Origin of the sequence: Curtobacterium sp. MCSS17_008 (assembly GCF_003234185.1) — a bacterium.
Taxonomy (GTDB): Bacteria; Actinomycetota; Actinomycetes; order Actinomycetales; family Microbacteriaceae; genus Curtobacterium.
The window spans coordinates 530,495-551,450 of sequence record NZ_QKSM01000001.1 but is presented as its reverse complement, the minus strand read 5'-3'; the positions used below and the strand labels follow the sequence as shown (position 1 = coordinate 551,450).

The window sequence follows — 20,956 nt, the reverse complement described above, 5'->3', positions numbered from 1 at the left end:
CGTGCGCCCCCACCCCCTCAGCGAACTCGTCGACCCGGGCTGGGCCGAGGCGCTCGCCCCCGTCGAGGACGACGTCCACCGCGTGGGCGCCTGGCTCCGGGACGAGGTCGCCGCCGGTCGGCACTACCTGCCCGCGGGCGACGTGGTCCTCCGCGCGTTCACGCAGCCGTTCGCGGACGTGAAGGTGCTCGTCGTCGGCCAGGACCCGTACCCGACGCCCGGCCACCCGATCGGTCTGTCCTTCGCGGTCGACCCGCACGTGCGGCCGGTCCCGCGCAGCCTGGCGAACATCTACCGCGAGCTGCACGACGACCTCGGTCTGACGGCGCCGCAGCACGGCGACCTCCGGGCGTGGTCCGAGCAGGGCGTGCTGCTGCTCAACCGGGTCCTGACGGTCGGGGCCGGGGCGCCGGGCAGCCACCGGGGCAAGGGGTGGGAGGCGGTCACCGACCAGGCCGTCCGTGCCCTCGTCGGCCGGGGGACCCCGCTCGTCGCCGTGCTCTGGGGAGCGCAGGCGGCGTCCGTTCGTCCGCTGCTGGGGGACACCCCGGTGGTCGCGTCGGCGCACCCGTCGCCGCTCAGTGCGTCACGCGGCTTCTTCGGCAGCCGGCCGTTCTCGCAGGTCGACGCACTGCTGCGCGAGCAGGGTGCCGAGCCCGTCGACTGGACGCTCCCCGCCTGACCGGGGTGCACCCCGTAGGCTCGGACCGTGCTCGAGGAGGAATACCAGCGCCGGCGCGTCCTGCCGCGGCACCTGCGCGCGCCCGTGCCGGTCGAGGCCGCGTTCTCGTACACGATCCGCGCCGCGGAGCCGCGGGACCTGCCGGACGTGCGCGAGATCCACACGCACTACGTGCGGAACTCGTCGGTGACCTTCGACCCGGCAGCGTTCACGTTCGCCCGGTGGAAGCAGCGCTACGACGAGGTCCGCCGGCGTGGGCTGCCGTTCCTGGTCGCGGAGAACCCCTCGGGGCAGATCCTCGGGTACGCGCTCGTGGACCCGTGGAACCCCCGTGACCGGTCGAACCACGTCGTCGAGGACTCGATCTACCTCGGCGCCGCATCGGGCGGGAAGGGCCTCGGGCGCGCGCTCATGGAGGCGCTGCTCGACGAGTGCCGGGCAGCCGGCGTCCGCGAGGTCATCGCCGTCATCGCCGACCGCCAGGCCGAGGCGTCGATCCGCCTGCACGAGCGGCTCGGCTTCGAGGAGGTCGGCCGGATGGGCAGGGTCGGCTTCAAGTACGATCGGTGGCTCGGCACCGTCACCATGCGGCTCCGGTTGCGGGGTCCGCGGTTGTTCGCGCGCACCAAGCGCTGACGGCGCGCGGGGCGTCGGCGCGGGTCGACCGCCCCGCGCCTCCCGTCAGGAACCGGGCGCCTCGGCGATGAACTCGTCGCGGGTCACGCGCAGCAGTGCTGTCGCCGCATCGCCCGCGCCGGTCGCGTCGCCCGCGACCACCGCCACCGCGACCGCCTCGTGCCGTGCCGCGGCGTCCCGCGTCCAGCGCGTGATGGTGTCGCGCGACTCGGAGGTCCGGGTGCGCAGGAGCGCCTCGACGGTGCCGGCGAAGTGCGTGAACACCGCGTTGCCGGAACCGGTCAGGAGTGCACGGTGGAACCGGACGTCGGCCTCGAGGTAGGCGCGGCTGTCCTCGCGGGCGCAGGCGTCGAGCATCGCCCGGGCCGCCTCGAGCACGGCGTCGCCCGGTGCAGCACCGCCTCCGTCACTGCCGCCGTCACCCGGGCCGTCGTCACGGGAGACGCGGCCGGCGACGAGCGCCGCCGCCACGGGCTCCACCCCGAGCCGGAGCTCGAGCAACTCGCGCTGCTGCACGAAGTACGCGGGGGAGGCGCCACGCCACCGGATCACGGTCGGCGCGAGGAGCTCCCACGACGAGATCGGGAGCACCTGGGTGCCGACGCGCTGCCGGGGCTCGACGAGCCCGAGGGACTGCAGGACGCGGAGCGACTCGCGGACGACCGAGCGTGACACGCCGAACTCGGTTGCGACGAGCTCCGGTCGGACGACCGCGCCGGCAGGGAGCAGTCCGTCGACGATCCGCTGCCCGAGCGTCTCGAGCACGTGGGCGTGGAGACCGCGGGCGGTGGTCATCGTTCCTCCGGGGGTGGACTCGAGCAGGGCGGCGTCGGCGTGACGTGGACTCCATCGAAGCGGCAGACTGCGTCGCACGGCGGGTGCCGCGCGGCAGATCGCTGTACAGTCTGATTTATCAGATTATTGCGAGCGGCTGGAGGGACCGGCCGCCCGGAGCGTGACGACACGCACACGAAGGCGACGGAGCCGCGAGGCAGCGGCTCCAGGAAGGGGCACAGATGCCTCACGCACCCACCGGAGGGACCGCTCCGACCGACGCGCTGCACGGCCTGACCGTCCTCGCCGCCGAGGGCGGCGGCACGCAGACGGTCGACCCGTCCGGACCGATCGGGCAGCTGATCACCGCCGCGCTCCTCGGCATCGTCGTCATCATCGTGCTCATCACCTGGCTCAAGGTGCACCCGTTCGTCGCCTTGACGATCGGCGCACTCGGGGTCGGCATCGGCGCCGGGCTCGCGCCGGACGCCACGGTCACGAGCTTCGGCAACGGGTTCGGCGCGACCATGACGAGCGTCGGCATCCTGGTCGGCCTCGGGTCGATGTTCGGCCGCATGCTCGTCGACTCCGGTGCCGCCGACCGGGTCGTGGACACCCTCGTGCGGCGCTCGTCGAAGGCGGCGCTGCCGTGGACGATGGCGCTCATCGGGGCGCTGATCGGCCTGCCGATGTTCTTCGAGGTGGGCCTGGTGCTCCTCATCCCGATCATCGTGCTCGTCGCGAAGCGCAGCGAGGTGCCGATCATGCGGATCGCAGTGCCCGCCCTGGTCGGTCTCTCGACGATGCACGCCTTCGTCCCGCCGCACCCGGGCCCGCTCGTCGCGGTCTCGACCGTGGGCGCGAACCTCGGCACGACGCTCGCGTTCGGCATCGTCCTGGCGATCCCGGTCATCATCCTGGCCGGCCCCGTCTTCGCCCGGTTCGCCGCGCGCTGGGTCGACATCCCGGCGCCCGACATGTTCGGCTCCCGCGGTACCGGGTCGTCCGACCCCGCGCACGCGGGCCGGGAGGCACGCCGCGGCCCCGCGACGCAGGACACGGCGTCGCTGCCGAACGGCAAGAGCGACTTCACGCGCGTGATCAGCGAACCGCGCAGCCCGTCGTTCACCGTCGCGCTCGTCGGCATCCTGCTGCCGGTCGTCCTCATGCTCGCCCAGGCCGTGCGCGAGGCCACCGCTCCCGACGCCTCCGGCGGTTGGGTGTCGCTGCTCGACTTCCTCGGCAGCCCGATGATCGCGATCGGCATCGCGACCGTGTTCGCGATGGTGTTCTTCGCGATCGGCGGCGGGATGGACCGGAGCGCGGTGGCGAAGTCGCTCGAGGACGCCCTGCCCCCGATCGCGGGCGTGCTCCTCATCGTCGGTGCGGGCGGCGGCTTCAAGCAGGTCCTCATCGACACCGGCATCGGCGGCGTGATCGCCGACGCGGTCCAGGAGTCCGGCATCTCGGTGCTGCTCGTCGCGTGGGTGGTGTCCGCTCTGGTGCGCGTCGCCACCGGGTCCGCGACCGTCGCCACCGTCACCGCCGCGGGCATCATGGCCCCGATCGCCGCCGACCTGTCGACGCCGGAGACGTCGCTCCTCGTGCTCGCGATCGGTGCGGGTTCGGTGTTCCTCTCGCACGTCAACGACGCCGGCTTCTGGCTCGTCAAGGGCTACCTGGGCACGACCGTCGGGCAGACCTTCAAGACGTGGACGGTGCTCGAGTGCCTCATCTCGGTGATCGGCCTGGTGGGCGTGCTCATCGCCGGGGTGTTCCTCTGATGGTCGGCACCGAACCGCGCGTCCTCGTGGTGATGGGCGTCTCGGGCTCCGGCAAGTCCACGCTCGCGGCCACGGTGGCGGGCCAGCTCGGGTGGGACTTCGCCGAGGGCGACGAGATGCACCCGCCTGCGAACGTGGCGAAGATGCAGGCGGGCACACCCCTCACCGACGACGACCGCTGGCCGTGGCTCGACGTCGTCGCCGGCTGGATCCGCGACCGGCTCGACTCCGGCACCCCCGGCGTGGTCACGTGCTCGGCGCTGAAGCGCTCCTACCGCGAGGTGCTGCGTGCACCCGGGGTGGTGTTCGTGCACGTCGCCGGCGACGCGGCGCTCGTCGAGCAGCGGATGTCCGCCCGCTCCGGGCACTTCATGCCGACGTCGCTCCTCGCATCGCAGCTCGCGACGCTCGAACCGCCGCAGCCGGACGAAGCACACCTGACCGTGTCGGCTGACCGGACGCCCGACGAGGAAGGGGCCGAGGTCGTGGCACGGCTGGGCCTCCGCCCGGTCAGCTGAACCAGATCGCGGTGCCGACCGGCAGCTCCGACAGGGTCTTCGTCATCGCCGCGGAGATCCGGACACACCCGTGCGAGCTGCCGGTCGGGTCCGGGTAGTAGTGCAGCGCGGTCAGGGCCGCGTTGCCGCCGTACTGCGGGATGCGTGACGAGTGCGCGCCGGTGAGGATGATCGGGTTGCCCTGCGTGTAGGTCACGCGGGTGTCGACGTAGGCGGCCTCGACGTAGGTCGCGGTCGCGGTCGGCGTGGGGTCCTCCGGGGTCCCGAGCCGCGCCGGTTCCGACGCCGACACCGTTCCGTCCTTCCCGACGACGGACACCGTCGACGCGGCGACGTCGACCCGGATCATCCGGTCCGTCCGCGCGATCGTGAAGTCGGCGGCCCGGGCCCAGGCGAACGTCGCGCTCGGCGCCGTCGGGTCACCGCCGTCGCCGGGCGTCCGGTTCCGCGCGGGGGTCGAGACGAGGACCATGCCGCCGTCCTTCCCGGCCGACCGGCCCCACACGGCGGTCGCGGCCGGCGTCTCGATCGTGGAGACCGTCGAGGCGAGGGTGGCGACCGGCTCGGCGTCCGGCGAGGCCTCCGCGTAGAGCGCCACGAGACGCTGGTTCGGGGTGGCGATCTCCCACCGGTTGTCGGGCCGCACGTGACTGCCGTCGAGCAGCTCGGGCACGACCGCGTCGTGGAACGCGAGGGGGAGCGCCGCGAGCTCGGCCTCGGACGCGGCCGCCGGGACCGCGGGGAGCGTCGGCGTGGGTGTCGGTGTCGGTGTGGGGGTCGGCGTCGGCGTGGTCCGCGTGGCCGTGGTCGCGATCGGCGCCGGGGTCTGCACCGCCGCCCCGATCCCCACCGCTGCGAGCGTCACCGCTGCCACCGCTGCGATCGTGATGCCCCAGGTCCTGCGTCGCATGTCCCCTCCCGTGTCCAGTCCACCAGATCCTGCCCGTGAGGGCACGTCGGGACGCGCTGGCAGCATGGCCGGCATGGCGATCGACGACTCCCTCGGACTCCTCACCCGCGGTTACGGCTTCGGCGCCGACCTGTGGCGACGCACCCGCCCCGGTGCCCGTGCGGTGCCGTTCCGGCTGCTCGGCAGGCAGGCGTTGCTCGTGCGGGGCAAGGAGGGCGTGGACCTGTTCTACGACGGCGACCGCACCGCCCGGCACGGCGCCATGCCCGCGGTCGTGCAGCGGACCCTGTTCGGGGTCGGTTCGGTGCACTCGCTCGACGGCGCGGAGCACCGCCACCGCAAGGCGACCTTCGTCGACGTCGCCTACGAGGACGAGCAGGTCCGCCGGCTCACCCCGTTCCTCGCCGAGGAGTGGGCACGCGAGCTCGACGCCTGGCTCGCCGGCGGTCGTCGCACCGCGTACGACGCGGCGGTCGGCGCCATCGGTCGTGCGGTGATGCGCTGGGCCGGGCTGCCCGGCACCCCGGCGGCGAAGACGCGCTGGGCCGGGAAGCTCGCCCAGGTCGTCGACGGCTTCGGCGTGCCGTACTCGCCGGAGTACCTGCTCGCCGTGCTGAACCGACACTGGTCGGACCGGCACGCCGCCCGGCTCGTCGAGGCGGTCCGCGGTGGCCGCTTGCACCCCGCCGAGGGCACGGCGCTGCACGAGTGGGCCTGGCACCGTGACCCGGAGGGTGCCCTGCTCCCGCCACGGACCGCCGGCATCGAGCTGCAGAACTCGATCCGTCCGGCGATCGCCGTCGCCCGGTTCGTCGCCTTCGCGGCGAAGGAGCTGCACGACCGGCCGGAGTGGCGCGGTCGGATCGCCGAGGAGACCACCGGGCGGGGCTCCCTCGTCGACGGGCCCGTCGCCGTCGCGTTCGCGCAGGAGGTCCGCCGCACCGCGCCCTTCGTCCCGATGCTCCCGGCCTGGGCCACCGAGGACGTCGAGCTCGACGGCGAGCACGTCCACGCGGGCGATCGCGTGGTGCTCGACATCCTCGGCACGGACACCGACGACCGCTCCTGGTCCGACGCCGACCGGTTCGACCCCGCCCGCTGGCTCGACGTCACGAGCTGGGACGACGTCGAGGCCGTGGAGGCCTTCGTGCCGCACGGCGGTGCGGACGTCGCGACCGGTCACCGGTGTCCGGGGGAGAAGGTGGCCGTCGCGGCCCTCGCCACCGCGGTCGCGGCGCTCAGCGACCCACGGATCGAGGTGCTCGACGAGGGGCTCGGGGTCGACCGGCGCCGGATGCCGACGAAGCCCGCATCCGGCGGACGTGTGACGCGCCGCGGCGCGCGCGCCGCGGGGTCCGGTGGCTGCCCGTTCCACCGGTCCGCGCACTGACCCGACGGGAACGACGGACGGGAGGCACGTGACGGGCCCGTCACGGGCCTCCCGGCCGTCCCGTCACACCTCCGTGACGCAACCCGCCTCGACCCGCCAGCGGCGGTCCAGCCGCACGGTGTCGAGCATCCGCCGGTCGTGCGTGACGAGCAGCAGGGTGCCGTCGTAGGACTCCAGGGCCTGCTCGAGCTGTTCGATCGCCGGCAGGTCGAGGTGGTTCGTCGGCTCGTCGAGCACCAGGACGTTCACCCCGCGGGCCTGCAGCAGCGCGAGACCGGCGCGGGTCCGCTCGCCCGGCGAGAGCGCCGACGACGGTCGGCCCACGTGGTCCGCCCGCAGCCCGAACTTGGCGAGCAGGGTGCGCACGTCGGCCGTCGTCATCTCCGGCACCAGTTCCTCGAACGCGGCGGCCAGGGGCTGCCCGCCCGTGAACGCCGCGCGGGCCTGGTCGACCTCGCCGATCGCGACGCTCGACGCCAGCGACGCCGAACCGCTCGTCGGCGTGGTCCGGCCGAGCAGCGCGCGGAGCAGGGTCGACTTGCCGGCGCCGTTCGGGCCGGTGATGCCGATGCGGTCGCCGCCGGAGACCTGCAGCGACACCGGGCCGAGCGTGAAGTCGCCCTGCTCGTAGACGGCGTCGGACAGGGTCGCGACGACGGCGGACGAGCGCGGCGCGCTGCCGATCGTGAAGGCGAGCTGCCACTCCTTCCGGGGCTCCTCGACCTCGTCCAGGCGGGCGATGCGGGACTCCATCTGCCGGACCTTCTGCGCCTGCTTCTCGCTCGACTCGCTGGCGGCCCGGCGGCGGATCTTGTCGTTGTCGGGGTTCTTCTTCATGGCGTTCCGGACGCCCTGGCTGGACCACTCGCGCTGCGTCCGCGCCCGGGAGACCAGATCGGCCTTCGTGGCGGCGTACTCCTCGTAGGCGTCGCGCTTGTGCTGGCGGGCGACCTCGCGTTCCTCGAGGTACGCCTCGTAGCCGCCGCCGAACAGCCGGTGGGAGGACTGGGCGAGGTCGAGCTCGAGGACGGCGGTCACCGAGCTGGCGAGGAACTCGCGGTCGTGGCTGACCAGGACGGCACCGCCGCGCAGCCCCCGGACGAACTGCTCGAGCCGGTCGAGGCCGTCCAGGTCGAGGTCGTTCGTCGGCTCGTCGAGCAGCACCACGTCGAAGCGCGAGAGCAGCAGGGCCGCGAGCCCGACGCGGGCGGCCTGACCGCCGGACAGTGCCGTCATCGCCGAGTCGGGGCCGACGCCGGTGCCGTCCGCAGCGACGTCGAGGCCGAGCTCGGCGAGCACGACGGGGAGCCGTTCCTCGAGGTCGGCGGCACCGGACGCCAGCCAGCGCTCCAGCGCGGCGGAGTACCGGTCGGACGCCGCGTCGCCAGCGTCCGGAGCGCCGAGGGCGTCGGCCGCGCGGTCGATCTCGGCCGTGGCCTCGGCGCATCCCGTCCGACGGGCGACGTACGCGGCGACGGTCTCGCCCGCGATGCGCTCGTGCTCCTGCGGGAGCCAGCCGACGAAGGCGTCCGGCGGGTTCGTCGAGACGGTACCGGCGAGCGGTTCGTCCACACCTGCGAGCAGGCGGAGGAGCGTCGACTTGCCGGCACCGTTCACCCCGACCAAGCCGATGACGTCACCGGGTGCGACGGTGAGGTCGAGGCCCTCGAAGAGCGTTCGTGCGGCGTACCCGCCGGCGAGGTCCTTGGCGACGAGCGTGGCGGTCATCCGCCAATCGTCCCACGGCCGGGATGCCAGGCGCGGGGCCGGCTCGCACCACGCCTCCCACCCGTCGGTCCGTCCGGACCCGGCGGTCGGCATGATGGAGCCGTGCCGACGCTCATCGTGACCGCCCACCCCGATCCCGACTCGCTGACGCTCGCCGTCGCCCACCGCCTCGACGCGGCCTTGACCGCGGCCGGGGCTGGGCCGGTGACCGTCGCGGACCTCGCAGCGGAGGGCTTCGACCCGCGCTTCACGGACGCCGACCGCCACACGTACCGCAGTGGTACCGACCCGGCACCGGACGTCGCGGCGGAACAGGCCAGGCTCGACGGGGTCGATCACCTGGTGCTCGTGTTCCCCGTGTGGTGGTGGTCGGTGCCGGCACTGCTCAAGGGATGGCTGGACCGGGTGTTCGTCAACGGGTGGGCGTTCGGCGTCGGGGACGACGGGCGCATCGAGCGACGGCTCGGGTGGTTGACGGTGTACCTCGTCCCGATCGCCGGCGACGACGCCGGCGTGTACGAGCGGCACGGGTACGAGCAGGCACTCCGGACGCAGCTCGAGCACGGCGTGGTCGACTACTGCGGCGCGCAGCGCGGGGCGACGGCCTTCGTGTACGAGTCCGAGCACGAGGACCCCGCCGTCCGCGAGCGGGCCGTGGCGGCCGCGGTCGAGCGGGTCGTCGTCGCGGTGCGCCCGCCGGCCTGACACGGCGACCGCACGCCTGTCCGCCTGTCCGGGCGTGCCCGTTCGTTCCCAAAGCGGATGCGATGCCTGGCGGGATCGGGCGTACCTGGTGGAACAGGAGGACCAGGTACGCCCGGAACGACCAGGTACGCCCGGAAGGACCCGCCGCCGCCTGCGCCTACCCCTCCGGCACCGACACGACCCGGTTCTGGTACGCCCACACCACGGCCTGCAGCCGCGAGCGGACCCCGAGCTTCGGCAGCATCCGAGCCAGGTGCGACTTGACGGTCGAGACCTCGACGACGAGCTCCGCCGCGATCTCCTCGTTCGACATGCCCTGCGCCAGGAGCAGCAGCACGTCGCGCTCCCGCGAGGTCAGCACCTCCGAAGCACGGTCACCCGTCACCGGCTGCAGGCTCCGTCGCGACACGAACTCCCGCAGCACCCGGCGGGTGAGGCTCTGGTCGATCGTGCCGTTGCCCGCAGCGACCTGCCGCACCGCCTCGACGATCACGTCGGGCTCCGCGTCCTTGAGCAGGAACCCGGACGCCCCCGCCTCGAGCGCCCCGAACACCAGGTCGTCGAGGTCGAACGTCGTCAGCATCAGCGTCGGTACGGCCGGGTCCGCGTCCGGCGCGCAGAGTTCCCGTGCGACCTCGATGCCGTTCCGCACCGGCATCCGGATGTCGAGCACGGCGACGTCCGGTCGGGTGGTCCGCGCGAGCGCGAGCGCCTCGCCGCCGTCCGCCGCCACGCCGACGACCTCGACGTCCGGCTCGGCCGCCAGGAGCGTCGACACCCCAGCCCGCACCAGCGGCTGGTCGTCCGCGACGAGCACCCGGATCACGGGGTCACCTCCGGCGCCTCACGTCCGAGTCCCAGCGTCACCGACCAGCCTCCCGTCTCCGTCGGACCGGTCTGGAGGCGCGCCCCCACCAGGTCCGCCCGCTCGCGCATGCCGCGCAGTCCGTTCCCGCCCGCTGCCGTGCTCCCCGACGCCGGTGCGGCGGGTGCGGCGTTCTCCACCCGGAGCTCCAGCTGGTCGTCGGCGCGGTCGTCGATCGTCACGGTGACCGCGGCACCGGGAGCGTGCAGGGCGGCGTTCGCCAGGGCCTCCTGTGCGGCGCGGTGGGCGGCGAGCTGCGCGAGGGGGCCGACGCCCTCGGCGAGCGGGCGGTCGCCGGCGAGGACCTCGAGTCGCACGTCCGACCGGTACCGCGCCCGTTCGACCAGGTCGACGATCCCGGCGACGGTCTCCACCGCCCGTTCGGCCGGGGCGTCGTCACGGAGCAGCCCGACCAGACGGCGGAGGTCCTCGAGCACCGCGGTGCTCTGCTCCCGCACCTGACGGACGCCCTCGTGCGCGGCGGCCGGGTCGGTGTCGATCTGCCGGTCGATCACGGCGGACATCAGCGCGATGCCGGACAGGTGGTGCGCGGCGATGTCGTGCAGCTCCCGTGCCATCGCGGCGCGTTCCCGGGAGACCGCCGCGTCGACCCGGGCGTCCTGTTCGCGGAACACTGCCGACGCCTCGGCGGTGCGGGCCGCGACCTCGGCGTCCTTCGCGGCCCGGACCTCGCGCCGGGACCGCACCACGAGCGCCACGACGAGCGGGAGCCCGACGGCACCGATGGCCTGCGTGACGCCCTGTGGGAGCGCGTCGACGAGTGCTTCGCCGAGGGAGCGGCCGGACAGCGCGCCGTTCAGCTTGATCCAGTTGCCCGCGGCGCCGGCAGCCACGAGAGCCGCCGCCCCGACGACCGAGGGCCAGAGCCGCGCGAGGGGTACCCGCACGGCGGCGAGGACCACCGCCACGACGACGGGGAGCGCGGTGATGCCGAACAGGTCGCCGCCGGAGGTGACGGCGACCACGAGGACGGGTACGGCAGCGACCGCGAGCAGGACCGCCCGGGGAGCCCGACGAGCACCGAGCAGGACCGCGGACTGCACCAGGAGCCCGAGCGCGGTCGCCGTCCAGTCAGCACCGCCGACCGCGGGAGCCGAGAGCGGCCGGCCGAGGGTGTCCGGGTCGGCGGCGTCGAGCGGCGGCAGCCCGAGCAGCAGCCCGAGCGAGACGACGGCGGTCGCGACGGCGACCAGGACGTCGGTGCGACGGACACGGCCGCCGCCGGCGTCCCGCTCCGGGCGGGACGGGGCGGCGACGTGCGCGTCGCGGGCCTCAGCGGGTGCCATCATCCGATCCTACGAGGCGGACGGAGGCCGACGCGGGCAGGTGATCCGCGCCTCCCGGCCGGACGTAGCCCAACCGCCCACGGGTCGCCACCAGCAGGACGGCGGCGGCCACCGTCGACACGATCGCCAACCCGTGCATCATCGTGCCCGCCGTCATCCCCGGGTACATGTCCGCCCACAGGGTCGAGATGGTGTTGTTGACGCCGACGTGCAGGAGCAGGGCGATCGGCAGGCTCTCGCCCGTCCGGTTGAACACCCACGTCATCACCACGTTGAACGTGATCGTGAACAGGGCGAACACGAGCGGCTCGGACCAGTGCGCCTCCGGCCACCCGCCCCAGTCGGACAGGTACAGCGGCATGTGCCACAGCGCCCACAGCGGCCCGAGCACCGCAGCCGCACCGAGCGGCCCGTAGCGCTCCTGCAGCCGGGGGAGCGCGAAGTCACGCCAGCCGGGCTCCTCGGACAGCCCCGTGGTGAACAGCTGGACGACGAGGCCGGGGACGAGCGCCAGGAGCGCGAGCGTGCTCGGCGCCTGTACCTGCCCGCCGGAGAACGGCAGCCCGGTGACGACGACCAGGGCGGGGACGCCGACCAGGGCGAGCGCGTACCAGTACCAGGAGACCCGCCAGCGCCAGAGGCGGCCCACCCAACGGCGCAGACCAGGACGGCCGTCGGCCAGCGCGGTCACCAGGAACGCGCCGCCGAGCGGACCGAGGAGCGCTCCCGGCAGGATGCCCGTGAACTGGGCGGAGCCGAGGAACTCCGGGAAGTGGAGGTCCCACACACCCAGACCGTGCGGGCTGAGGATGTACGGCACCCACGCCAGCCAGCTGAGGCCGAGCGCCAGGGTGGCGAAGGAGGCGAGCGGGTGCCGGGACACCACGCCCCGGACCCCCGACGGACGAGGGGTGGCGGTGCCGGCGCCGGGCCGGACTTCGGTCGTGTTCGTCATGACACCGACGCTAGGAACGCCCGCGCGCCGGGACGACCGGCGGAGGGACGCACCACGGGGAGTTCCACCGAAGGATGCAAGACCGGGCCGACCCCGCCGTCCGTGCGTAGCGTCGGGGGCATGACCACCACCGTCCTCGTCGCCGGCGCCACCGGCGACCTCGGCACACGCATCGTGCGCGCGCTCCTCGACCACGACCACGACCACGACGTCCGCGTCCGCGCGCTCAGCCGCTCCGGCTCCTCACCCGCAGCCGAGCGGCTCGGAGCACTGTCCGACCGCGTGTCACTGGCCACCGCCGCGTACGACGACCACCGAGCGCTCGTGACGGCGCTCGCCGGGGTCGACGTCGTGGTCTCGGCGCTCAGCGGCACGCGGTCCGTGATCGTCGACGCACAGACCGCCCTGCTCCGGGCAGCGGTCGACGCCGGCGTACCCCGGTTCGTGCCGTCCGACTACTCGGCCGACTACCGGGCCGTCACCCCGGGAACGAACCGCAACTTCGAGCTGCGCCGCGAGTTCGCCGCGACGGTCGACGCCGCAGCGATCCGGGCGACCTCGGTGCTGAACGGCGCCTTCACGGACATGCTCACCGGCCAGGCCCCGATGATCCTGTTCGACCGCCGCACGGTGCTGTACTGGTCCTCCCCGGACCAGGTGCTCGACTTCACCACGAAGGACGACACCGCCTGGGTCACGGTACGCGTCGCCCTCGACCCGGACGCCCCGCGCGTGGTCGAGGTCGCCGGCGACCGGGTGACGGCGCGGAGCGTCGCGGACACGCTCTCGCGGCTCACCGGCACCCGCTTCCGCACGCAGTGGGCGGGGACCGCGGGCACGCTCTCCGCCATGGCACGCGTCGGACGGCGTCTGTCGAAGGCCGACGACGCCGAACCGTTCCCCGCGTGGCAGGGCATGCAGTACTTCGTGAGCATGTTCAGCGGCGAGGCCGAACTGCACCACGTGGCGAACGACCGCTACGGCCCGCACGACTGGACCACCGTCCGCGACGTGCTCGCGGCACACCTCGGCACCCCCGCGCACGCCTAGGCTCGGGGACCGTGTTCGAACTCCACCACCTGTCCGCCCAGGAACTCTGGGACTGGGTCCGCCGGGGTGACGCCACCGTGCTCGAGGTCACCGAGCACTACCTCGCCCGCATCGAGCGACTCGACCCCTCGCTCGGTGCGTTCGTCACCGTCACCGCCGACACCGCACGGTCGCGGGCGGAACAGCTGGGATCGCTCGTCCCGACCTCCCGACCGCTGTGGGGCCTGCCGACCGCGGACAAGGACCTGTACGACCGCGCCGGCGTCCCCACCCGGCACGGCTCCGTGGCACTGCCCGTGACGCCCGCGACGGCCGACCACCCCCTGGTGGCGGCGCTCGCCGCAGCGGGCACGATCAGCCTCGGCAAGACGACGTCGCCCGAGTTCGGCATGTCGTCGTCGTCGGAGACCCGGTTCGGCACCACCAGGAACCCGTACGACACCACGCGGGCTCCCGGTGGGTCGTCGAGCGGTACCGCCGTGGCTGTCGCCGCCGGACTCGTCCCCGCCGCCGTCGGGACGGACGGCGGGGGATCGGTGCGCATCCCCGCCGCCGCGACGGGCCTGGTCGGCCTGAAGCCGAGCCGCGGCCGCGTGCCGTCGATGCCCGGCCGGTCCGGGCTCGGTGGTCTGAGCGTCGCCGGGCCGATCACCCGGAACGTCGCGGACGCGGGGATGCTCCTCGACGCCCTCGTCGCGCCGACCGGGCTGCCCGAGCCGTCCCCCTCCGCGCTCGTCACGCCCGACGTCGGCGACGGCCCCTTCACCGCCGCCGCCGTCCGGGGCGAAGGACGCTTCGTCGTGGGGCTCCTGGACGGCTCCCCGTGGGACGACGCGGTCGACGTCGTGGTGGACCCCGCCGCCCGGGCCGCCGTCGAGACGGCCGTACGGGTCCTCGGCGAGGTCGGCCACGGTGTCGAGGACGTCGCGATGCCCCGGCTGCCGTACGCCGACGCCTTCCGCGTGGCGTGGGAGTCGGGCGCAGCGGGGCTGCCGCGCGTGCCGGGCATCGACCTGGCGCGGCTCACACCGCTCGTGGCGTGGCTCGTCGACCGGGCGCAGCACCTCACCGCGACGCGGGTCCTCGACGCGATGACCGCGCTCGACGGGTTCTCGGCCGGGCTGATCCGTGCGTTCGACCGCTTCGACGCCGTGCTCACGCCGACCCTGGCGCTCACGCCGCGGCCGCTCGGGTGGTACGGCGACGACCCGGAGGAGGACTTCCGACGACAGTGCGCCTACTCGCCGTGGACGTCGATGGTCAACGTGTCGGGGCTGCCTGCGATCACGCTGCCGGTCGGCGTCACCGAGGAGGGGCACCCCGACGGCGCCGGACTGCCGATGGGCGTGCAGCTGATCGGGCGTCCGGGCGGGGAGCGCGTGTTGCTCGCGATCGGTGCGCAGCTCGAGCGACGACTGCGCTGGCAGCGGAGGCACCCGGCGGTGTGGTGACGCGGGGCTGGCGCCGGCGCGGTGTCGGCTGCCGTGTCCGCGGGTGATCGTGGGCCGACGCCCGGTGCGACGTCGTGGTCGTCGCACGACGGCGGTCCTGTCGCTCGAACCGATGCCCGGTCGCGCCCCCGCTTGCCCCCGCCCGCGCCCCTACGGCAGCGTCGGCGCCGCCGCCACCAGCGCCCGGGTCACGGCGTGCTGCGGGTCGTCGAGCAGCGAGACCGGCCCCTGCTCGACGATCCGGCCGGCCGAGAGCACCGCGACGGTGTCGCACAGCCGCTGCACGACGCCGATGTCGTGCGACACGAGCACGAGCGTGAGCCCGAGGTCGTCGGCGAGGGAGCGGAACAGGTCGATCACCCGGGCGCGGACGACCACGTCGAGGGCGCTCATCGGCTCGTCCCCGAACAGGATCCGCGGCCGGTGCACGACGGCCCGGGCGATCGCGATCCGCTGCCGCTGCCCACCGGAGAACTCGTGCGGGTAGCGCTCCGCGGCGTCGGCCGGCAGGTCCACGCGTTCGAGCACGTCGCGGACCAGGCCGGCGTGCGAGCCGGGCACCCGCAGGGCGCGCAGCGGCTCGGCGACGATGGTGCCGACGCGCATCCGGGGGTCGAGGGACGCGTACGGGTCCTGGAAGACCACGCCGGTCTCGCGACGGAACCAGCGCATCGCGGACGCGGACGCGGAGGCGACCACCGGACGGCCGCCGGCCGACACGGTGCCGGAGGAGGGTGCCTCCAGACCGGCGAGCAGGCGGACCAGGGTGGACTTGCCGGAGCCCGACTCGCCGACGATGCCCAGTCGCGATCCGGGGGAGACCGAGAGGTCGACGCCGTCGACCGCGGTCCGCACCGGACCGGGCTCGAACGGCCCGCGCCGGGGGAGCCGGTACGTGCGGTGGAGGTCGGTGCCCTCGAGGACGGGAGCGGTCACGGGGTCCTCCTGGCGGTGGCGCGGGCGGCCTCGACGAGTGCCGCCGTCGCCGGGTGCTGCGGAGCGTCGAGCAGGGCGCGGACGGAACCCTGCTCGACGACGCTGCCGTGGTCGAGCACGACCGCGGTGTCGGCGATGCGGGCGAGCACCGCCAGGTCGTGCGTCACGAAGAGCATCCCGGTGCCCCGGTCGGTGGACAGCCGCTCGAAGAGCTCCAGGATGCGTGCCTCGGTCGTCACGTCGAGCGCGGTCGTCGGCTCGTCGGCGACCAGGTAGGCGGGGGAGCCGGCCATCGCCATCGCGATGCAGATGCGTTGCCGCTGCCCGCCCGACAGCTGGTGCGGGTACTGCCGGAGCAAGGAGACCGGATCCGGCAGCCCGACCGCGTCGGCCAGCGCGACGGCCGCCGTCGCCGACGCACGGCGGTCGAGGCCGCGGTGCAGCCGGATCGGCTCCGCGATCTGCGCGCCGACCCGCCGCAGCGGGTCGAGGGCGGTCGCGGGCTCCTGGAACACCATGCCGACGCCCGTCCCGCGGTGCCGCGCGCGGTCCCGGTCGCGCAGGCCGACGAGCTCGGTGCCGTCGATCCGGATGCTCCCGGTCACCTCGGCCCCGCTCGGTTCGAGACCCATCAGGGCGAGCGAGGTCATCGACTTGCCGGAGCCGGAGGCGCCGATGACGCCGACGCGTCGGCCGGGAGGCACGGTGAACGTCACGTCGTCGAGCACCGTCCGTCCCGCGATGCGGACCGTGAGGCCGCGCACCTCGAGTCCGTCGCGGTCCGGGCGCTGGTCGCTCATGCCGTCACGCCCGGGGTCGTGGTGGTCGTGGCGGCGTCGTCCGCGTCGCGGTCGCCCGTGCCCGTCGCTGCGCGGTCGCCCGTGGTCAGGCGCGGGTCCGTCGCATCGCGGACCGCGTCGCCGAGCAGCGAGAGCGCCGCGACGACGAGGGCGATGGCCGCGCCGGGCCAGGTGGCGCTCCAGGGGTGGACGCCGATGTACGTCTGCAGGTCGGCGAGCATGTTGCCCCACGAGGCGGTGTCCGACCCTGCGCCGTACCCGAGGTACGACAACCCGGCCTCGGCGAGGACCGCGGTCGCCATCGCGAGTGACAGCTGCACGGTGAAGAGCGGTGCGGCGTTCGGGACGAGGTGCCGGGTGAGCACGCCGACGGGGCCGACTCCGGAGGCCCGGGCGGCGACCACGTAGTCGCTCCGGGCGATGCGGCGGATCTCGCCGCGTGCGACCCGGGCGATCGTGACGCCGAAGGACAGCCCGACGCTCACCACCACGATGCCGAGCGAACCACCGAACACGGCCGTCAGGAGCATGGCGGTGAGCAGCGTCGGGAAGGCGACGAGGATGTCGAGGAGCACGGCGGTGCCCTCGCGGACCCACCGTGCCGTCAGCGAACCGATCGCGGTGAGCGCGATGCCGACCACGCTCGCCACGACGCCGGACCCGACCGCGACGAGCACGGTCGTCCGGGTACCGGCGAGCAGGTAGCTCGCGATGTCCCGCCCGGAGGCGTCGGTGCCGAACCAGTGTGCGGGGCTCGGCGCCGCCCACTGCCGGAAGGGATCGGTGCGGAACGGGTCCTGCGGCGTCCAGACCAGCGAGACCGCGGCGAGGACGACCAGGAGCGCGAGGACCACCACGGCGAAGCCGCCGGTCGGCCGTGCCAGGAGCCGGCGGATCACTCGCCCACCTCCCGCTGCCGTGGGTCGAGCGCGCGGTGCACGACGTCCACCGCGAACCCGACGAGCAGCACGAGGCCGGTGAGCACGAGGAGTTCGGACTGCACCTTCGTGACGTCGCGGCGTCCGACGTCGGTCACGAGCATCCGACCGACACCGGGGAGCGAGAACAGCTGCTCGACGACGACGGCACCGACGAGGAGCCCGGCGATCTGCACGCCGAGGACTGCGAGCACGGTGAGGGCCACGGAGGGCAACCCGTGCCGCAGGAGCGCCTGCGTGCGGGTGAGGCCGATCGCGGCGGCGGTCCGGACGTGGTCGGCGTCGAGCACGGTGAGCGTGGCGGACCGGGTGAAGCGGAGGATCACGGCACCCTCGACGGCCCCGATGGTGAGCGCCGGGAGCACGAGCGACGAGAACGCCCGGCCGGGTTCGTCCCACCCGTCGAGCGGGAAGCCCTGCGTCGGCAGCCAGTGCAGCGTGACGGCGAACAGTGCGATGAGGAGCATCCCGGCCCACACCACGGGCACCGCGGCGACGGCCTGCGCGACGAACCCGATGAGCGCCCCTCCAGCGCGGCGTCGGAGGACCGCGGCGAGCACGCCGAGCGGCACCCCGAGGACGAGCGCAGCGACGAGGGACATGGCCGCGAGCGGCAGGGTGACCGCGAGCTTCTCGGCGATCTCCGGACCGACGGCGCCGTTCGTCACGAGGGAGCGACCGAGGTCGCCGCGGAGCACGCCGCCGATCCAGTCGACGTACTGCACCACGACGGGGCGGTCGAGCCCGAGCTGCTGCCGGAGCTGGTCGACCTGCGCCGGCGTGGACTGGGTGCCGGCGACGACCTGCGCGACGTCACCGGGGAGCACCCGCAGCGTGGCGAACACGATGATGCTCGCCACGAGCAGGCCGACGACGAGCAGGAGCAGTCGCCCGACGAGGAACCGGGTCACGGTTCCGATGCTACGGGGACCGCACCTGCTCCGCGGACCGCACCGCCGCCACACGGAGCCGGGGTCACTCCACCGCCAGCATCGACAGGTCCAGACGGGAGTTGCCGCCGTCGACGGGGAACCCGGTCACGCCCTTGCGCACCGCCGTGATCTCCGTCGCGGTGTACAGCCACTCGCCGGCGGCGTCCTCGCTCACGATGCGCGCGGCCTCGCGGAGCGCCTGCTCCTTCTCGCGCTGCGACGTCGTCGCGATCGACTCGGCGTACAGCCGCTGCACCTCGGGGTTGTCGTACCCGAAGTAGTAGTCGGGGTTCGCCCAGTTGCCGAAGTCCCGTGCCTCGACGTGGTCGACCACCGACAGCTGGAAGTCCTTCTCCTGGAAGACCTGCGACAGCCACGTGGCGAAGTCGACGCGCTGCACCCGGAGTGTGATGCCGACGTCCGCGAGCTGCGACTTCAGCACGTCGCCGATCGTCGCCGGGTACACGTTCGCGTACGTCAGTGTGAGGTCGAGGTCCTGCTGCCCGGCCTCGGCCAGGAGCTCCTTCGCGTTCTCCGGGTCGTACGCGTCGATGTCCGTCAGGTCCTCGTACCCCGGGTCGAGCTCGGGGATGGGGCCGCCCTGCTCGACGCCCGTCCCGCCGATGGCCTTGATGAGCGCCTCCGGGTCGATCGCCTGCCGGATCGCCCGCCGGACGCGGACGTCGGTGAAGGGCGCCTCGGCGTCGTTGAAGGCGAGCGTGTACTTGTCGGTCGTCTTGCCGCGGTGCAGCGTGATGTCCTGGTTGCCCTGCAGCTGGCTCTGCAGCGTGCCGTCGACGGGGTTGAGCACGTCGAGGTCGCCGTTGGCCATCGCGTTCACCGCGGTGGACGGGTCGGTGATGTAGCGGAAGACGATCTCCGCGACCTCCGGTCGGGCGCCCCAGTAGTCGTCGTTCCGGGTGAAGGTGAGCGAGTCGCCCTGCTTCCACGACGACACCTCGTAGGGCCCGGTGCCGTTGGCGCTGTCGGACAGGTCGTTCGTCGCGTCCTCTTCGAGCACGAGCCCGGCGCGACCGGTGAGGTTCCACAGCAGGTCGGAGTCCGGCTCCGCCAGGCGCAGCTCGACGACACCGTCCGAGGGCGACGTGATCGAGGTCACGCCGGCGAGCTTGGCGGAGTCGACGTAGGAGTCGTCCTCCTTGACCTGCTGCAGCGACCACACGACGTCGTCAGCGGTGACCGGCTCGCCGTCCTGGAACGTCGTGCCGTCGCGGAGCGTGAACGTGTAGGTCTTCCCGTCCGACGACACCTCGTGCTCCGATGCGAGCACGTCGCGGATCTCCCCGTCCGCCGTCCGCCCGACCAGGCCCTGGTACACGTTGTCGATGAGCACCTGGTCGAGCGCGGCGCCGGACTGCGTGCGGATGTCGAGGCTCGTCGGTTCGAGCACGAGACCGACGCGCACGGTGGCGTCGTCTCCGCCGCGGTCGTCCGAGGAGCCGGAGCAGGCGGTGAGCGTCAGGGCCGACGCGACGGCGACCGCCGTGGCGACCAGGGCGGCGCGTGCTGCGCGGCCGCTGCGTCGGGGGAGGAGCGGACTCATGGGATGTGGGTTCCTTCCGGGCGCGTGGGGGCGACGGTCGTCGCAGCGCGCTCGCACGAGGTTACCGGCGTTCGGCGCCGGATGACGGTTGTTGGACCTCGTGCAACAACCCGTGCCCCGCGCCCCATGCCCGGATCGCCGACGCCAGTTCGAGGGGTGCCTGGTTCTGCACCGCGTGGCGTGCCGTGACCGTGACGACCTCGGCGCGCGGCAGCCGCTCGGAGAACCCGGCGTGCAGTTTCGGGGAGACGTAGCCACGGTCCCCGCGCACGAGCAGGATCGGGACGTCCAGGGCCTCCAGGTCGGGCCATGCGTCGGCGAACCGGCCCACCGACGCCGTGCGTCCCGCGGGCAGGTGCGGGAAGTGGTGTCGACGGACCAGTCGACCGTCCTCGCCGAGCCGCGTGGTGTGGCGGGCCTCGCGGAGGAGCACCGCGCGGTCGTCGCCGACACGGGCCTCGACGGCGCGGTCGACGACCTCGTCGAGCGACGCGAACGGCGTCTCGTCCTCGAGCGCCCGGGCGATGCGGTCCACGGCGCGCTGCGCGAAGTCGGGCGACATGTCGACGAGGACGAGCCCGGTCACGCGTCCCGGTGCGGTCGCCGCCACCCGTGCCGCCAGGATCGCTCCGAGGGAGTGCCCGACCAGGACGCCGGGCCCGACGCCCAGGGCGTCGAGCGCTGCGAGCACCTGGGGCGCCGTCGCGGTCGCCCCGTAGTCGGCGTCGTCCCGCCAGGACGACCTGCCGTGCCCGGGCAGGTCGAGGGCAACCGCGGGCTCGCCGACCGCGATCGCGGTCTGGTCGAAGCTGTGCGCGTCGATGCCGAGCCCGTGCAGGTAGGTGACCCGCGCCTCCCGGCCGTCTCCCGCGTCCCAGCGGATGGCCGCGGTCTCGCGTCCGTCGGCGTCGCGCACCACCTGCCTGGAGGCGCGGAGCGGCTCCCGCACGCCGCTCGCCGCCGCGAGCGCGGGCAGGTCCGAGAATTCGTCGTCGGGTTCGTGCACGGACCGATCCTCGCACCCGGATCGG

The 20,956-nt window shown here is 73.9% G+C and carries 20 protein-coding genes; 8 read left to right on the top strand and 12 right to left on the bottom strand.

What is annotated here, in order from left to right; genetic code table 11:
* Position 1: 1 nt before the first annotated feature.
* The gene (locus DEJ23_RS02515) at positions 2 to 682 is read left to right on the top strand and encodes a uracil-DNA glycosylase (protein WP_111238650.1); all 681 of its coding nucleotides are present in this window, start codon (positions 2 to 4) and stop codon (positions 680 to 682) included.
* 27 nt (positions 683 to 709) lie between these two features.
* Positions 710 to 1,318 (top strand): GNAT family N-acetyltransferase, encoded by a 609-nt coding sequence (locus DEJ23_RS02510; protein ID WP_111238649.1) that lies wholly within the window; start codon positions 710 to 712, stop codon positions 1,316 to 1,318.
* Positions 1,319 to 1,363: 45 nt separating this feature from the next.
* Here the strand turns inward: DEJ23_RS02510 and DEJ23_RS02505 are convergent, their stop codons facing one another.
* Positions 1,364 to 2,113, bottom strand: a complete 750-nt coding sequence (locus tag DEJ23_RS02505) for a FadR/GntR family transcriptional regulator (RefSeq protein ID WP_111238648.1) — start codon at positions 2,111 to 2,113, stop codon at positions 1,364 to 1,366.
* Between the two features lie 221 nt (positions 2,114 to 2,334).
* Here DEJ23_RS02505 and DEJ23_RS02500 point away from each other — a divergent pair, with 221 nt between their 5' ends.
* Positions 2,335 to 3,876 (top strand): GntP family permease, encoded by a 1,542-nt coding sequence (locus DEJ23_RS02500; RefSeq protein ID WP_258375213.1) that lies wholly within the window; start codon positions 2,335 to 2,337, stop codon positions 3,874 to 3,876.
* Positions 3,876 to 4,394 carry a gluconokinase gene (locus tag DEJ23_RS02495; protein WP_111238647.1) on the top strand — a complete coding sequence of 173 codons (519 nt, stop codon included), beginning with the start codon at positions 3,876 to 3,878 and terminating at the stop codon, positions 4,392 to 4,394. The genes DEJ23_RS02500 and DEJ23_RS02495 overlap by 1 nt, the downstream gene beginning before the upstream one ends.
* Here DEJ23_RS02495 and DEJ23_RS02490 read toward each other — a convergent pair.
* Positions 4,387 to 5,304: a L,D-transpeptidase gene (locus DEJ23_RS02490; RefSeq protein WP_111238646.1), complete on the bottom strand. Its 918-nt coding sequence runs from the start codon at positions 5,302 to 5,304 to the stop codon at positions 4,387 to 4,389. The genes DEJ23_RS02495 and DEJ23_RS02490 overlap by 8 nt on opposite strands.
* Positions 5,305 to 5,377: 73 nt before the next feature.
* On the opposite strand from DEJ23_RS02490, the gene DEJ23_RS02485 reads away from it, so the two are divergent.
* Positions 5,378 to 6,694, top strand: a complete 1,317-nt coding sequence (locus DEJ23_RS02485; RefSeq protein WP_309147070.1) for a cytochrome P450 — start codon at positions 5,378 to 5,380, stop codon at positions 6,692 to 6,694.
* A gap of 63 nt (positions 6,695 to 6,757) precedes the next feature.
* On the opposite strand, the gene DEJ23_RS02480 is transcribed toward DEJ23_RS02485, so the two are convergent.
* Positions 6,758 to 8,422 (bottom strand): ABC-F family ATP-binding cassette domain-containing protein, encoded by a 1,665-nt coding sequence (locus DEJ23_RS02480; protein WP_111238644.1) that lies wholly within the window; start codon positions 8,420 to 8,422, stop codon positions 6,758 to 6,760.
* A gap of 102 nt (positions 8,423 to 8,524) precedes the next feature.
* Between DEJ23_RS02480 and DEJ23_RS02475 the strand changes: the two genes are divergently transcribed.
* Entirely contained in the window at positions 8,525 to 9,127 is a 603-nt protein-coding gene (locus DEJ23_RS02475; RefSeq protein ID WP_111238643.1) for an NAD(P)H-dependent oxidoreductase, read from the top strand.
* 157 nt (positions 9,128 to 9,284) lie between these two features.
* On the opposite strand, the gene DEJ23_RS02470 is transcribed toward DEJ23_RS02475, so the two are convergent.
* From DEJ23_RS02470 to DEJ23_RS02460, 3 genes are read right to left on the bottom strand one after another with little or no spacing between them, the layout of a single operon-like run.
* Positions 9,285 to 9,953: a response regulator transcription factor gene (locus tag DEJ23_RS02470; protein WP_111238642.1), complete on the bottom strand. Its 669-nt coding sequence runs from the start codon at positions 9,951 to 9,953 to the stop codon at positions 9,285 to 9,287.
* Positions 9,950 to 11,299, bottom strand: coding sequence for a sensor histidine kinase (locus DEJ23_RS02465; protein WP_111238641.1), 1,350 nt, complete (start codon positions 11,297 to 11,299; stop codon positions 9,950 to 9,952). The genes DEJ23_RS02470 and DEJ23_RS02465 overlap by 4 nt, the downstream gene beginning before the upstream one ends.
* The gene (locus tag DEJ23_RS02460) at positions 11,286 to 12,254 is read right to left on the bottom strand and encodes a CPBP family intramembrane glutamic endopeptidase (RefSeq protein ID WP_111238640.1); all 969 of its coding nucleotides are present in this window, start codon (positions 12,252 to 12,254) and stop codon (positions 11,286 to 11,288) included. The genes DEJ23_RS02465 and DEJ23_RS02460 overlap by 14 nt, the downstream gene beginning before the upstream one ends.
* Positions 12,255 to 12,374: 120 nt before the next feature.
* Between DEJ23_RS02460 and DEJ23_RS02455 the strand changes: the two genes are divergently transcribed.
* The gene (locus tag DEJ23_RS02455; protein WP_111238639.1) at positions 12,375 to 13,304 is read left to right on the top strand and encodes an NmrA family NAD(P)-binding protein; all 930 of its coding nucleotides are present in this window, start codon (positions 12,375 to 12,377) and stop codon (positions 13,302 to 13,304) included.
* An 11-nt stretch (positions 13,305 to 13,315) separates the two neighbouring features.
* Positions 13,316 to 14,755 (top strand): amidase, encoded by a 1,440-nt coding sequence (locus DEJ23_RS02450; protein WP_111238638.1) that lies wholly within the window; start codon positions 13,316 to 13,318, stop codon positions 14,753 to 14,755.
* A gap of 150 nt (positions 14,756 to 14,905) precedes the next feature.
* On the opposite strand, the gene DEJ23_RS02445 is transcribed toward DEJ23_RS02450, so the two are convergent.
* The 6 genes from DEJ23_RS02445 to DEJ23_RS02420 form a co-directional block, all read right to left on the bottom strand.
* The gene (locus tag DEJ23_RS02445; protein WP_111238637.1) at positions 14,906 to 15,691 is read right to left on the bottom strand and encodes an ABC transporter ATP-binding protein; all 786 of its coding nucleotides are present in this window, start codon (positions 15,689 to 15,691) and stop codon (positions 14,906 to 14,908) included.
* Positions 15,688 to 16,491: an ABC transporter ATP-binding protein gene (locus tag DEJ23_RS02440; RefSeq protein WP_111238636.1), complete on the bottom strand. Its 804-nt coding sequence runs from the start codon at positions 16,489 to 16,491 to the stop codon at positions 15,688 to 15,690. The genes DEJ23_RS02445 and DEJ23_RS02440 overlap by 4 nt, the downstream gene beginning before the upstream one ends.
* Positions 16,488 to 17,390 (bottom strand): ABC transporter permease, encoded by a 903-nt coding sequence (locus DEJ23_RS02435; RefSeq protein WP_111238635.1) that lies wholly within the window; start codon positions 17,388 to 17,390, stop codon positions 16,488 to 16,490. Before DEJ23_RS02435 ends, DEJ23_RS02440 begins: the two co-directional genes overlap by 4 nt.
* On the bottom strand, positions 17,387 to 18,340 hold the full coding sequence (locus tag DEJ23_RS02430; protein ID WP_111238634.1) for an ABC transporter permease: 954 nt from the start codon (positions 18,338 to 18,340) through the stop codon (positions 17,387 to 17,389). Before DEJ23_RS02430 ends, DEJ23_RS02435 begins: the two co-directional genes overlap by 4 nt.
* A 64-nt stretch (positions 18,341 to 18,404) precedes the next feature.
* Positions 18,405 to 19,925 carry an ABC transporter substrate-binding protein gene (locus DEJ23_RS02425; protein WP_111238633.1) on the bottom strand — a complete coding sequence of 507 codons (1,521 nt, stop codon included), beginning with the start codon at positions 19,923 to 19,925 and terminating at the stop codon, positions 18,405 to 18,407.
* Positions 19,926 to 19,986: 61 nt separating this feature from the next.
* Positions 19,987 to 20,931: an alpha/beta fold hydrolase gene (locus DEJ23_RS02420; protein ID WP_111238632.1), complete on the bottom strand. Its 945-nt coding sequence runs from the start codon at positions 20,929 to 20,931 to the stop codon at positions 19,987 to 19,989.
* Positions 20,932 to 20,956: the final 25 nt, after the last annotated feature.

Coding starts and splice junctions, on each gene's coding strand:
- DEJ23_RS02495 (WP_111238647.1), top strand. CDS start 3,876: ATGGTCGGCACCGAACCGCGCGTCCTCGTGGTGATGGGCGTCTCGGGC.
- DEJ23_RS02440 (WP_111238636.1), bottom strand. CDS start 16,491: ATGAGCGACCAGCGCCCGGACCGCGACGGACTCGAGGTGCGCGGCCTC.
- DEJ23_RS02490 (WP_111238646.1), bottom strand. CDS start 5,304: ATGCGACGCAGGACCTGGGGCATCACGATCGCAGCGGTGGCAGCGGTG.
- DEJ23_RS02455 (WP_111238639.1), top strand. CDS start 12,375: ATGACCACCACCGTCCTCGTCGCCGGCGCCACCGGCGACCTCGGCACA.
- DEJ23_RS02485 (WP_309147070.1), top strand. CDS start 5,378: ATGGCGATCGACGACTCCCTCGGACTCCTCACCCGCGGTTACGGCTTC.
- DEJ23_RS02465 (WP_111238641.1), bottom strand. CDS start 11,299: ATGGCACCCGCTGAGGCCCGCGACGCGCACGTCGCCGCCCCGTCCCGC.
- DEJ23_RS02500 (WP_258375213.1), top strand. CDS start 2,335: ATGCCTCACGCACCCACCGGAGGGACCGCTCCGACCGACGCGCTGCAC.
- DEJ23_RS02460 (WP_111238640.1), bottom strand. CDS start 12,254: ATGACGAACACGACCGAAGTCCGGCCCGGCGCCGGCACCGCCACCCCT.
- DEJ23_RS02505 (WP_111238648.1), bottom strand. CDS start 2,113: ATGACCACCGCCCGCGGTCTCCACGCCCACGTGCTCGAGACGCTCGGG.
- DEJ23_RS02480 (WP_111238644.1), bottom strand. CDS start 8,422: ATGACCGCCACGCTCGTCGCCAAGGACCTCGCCGGCGGGTACGCCGCA.
- DEJ23_RS02425 (WP_111238633.1), bottom strand. CDS start 19,925: ATGAGTCCGCTCCTCCCCCGACGCAGCGGCCGCGCAGCACGCGCCGCC.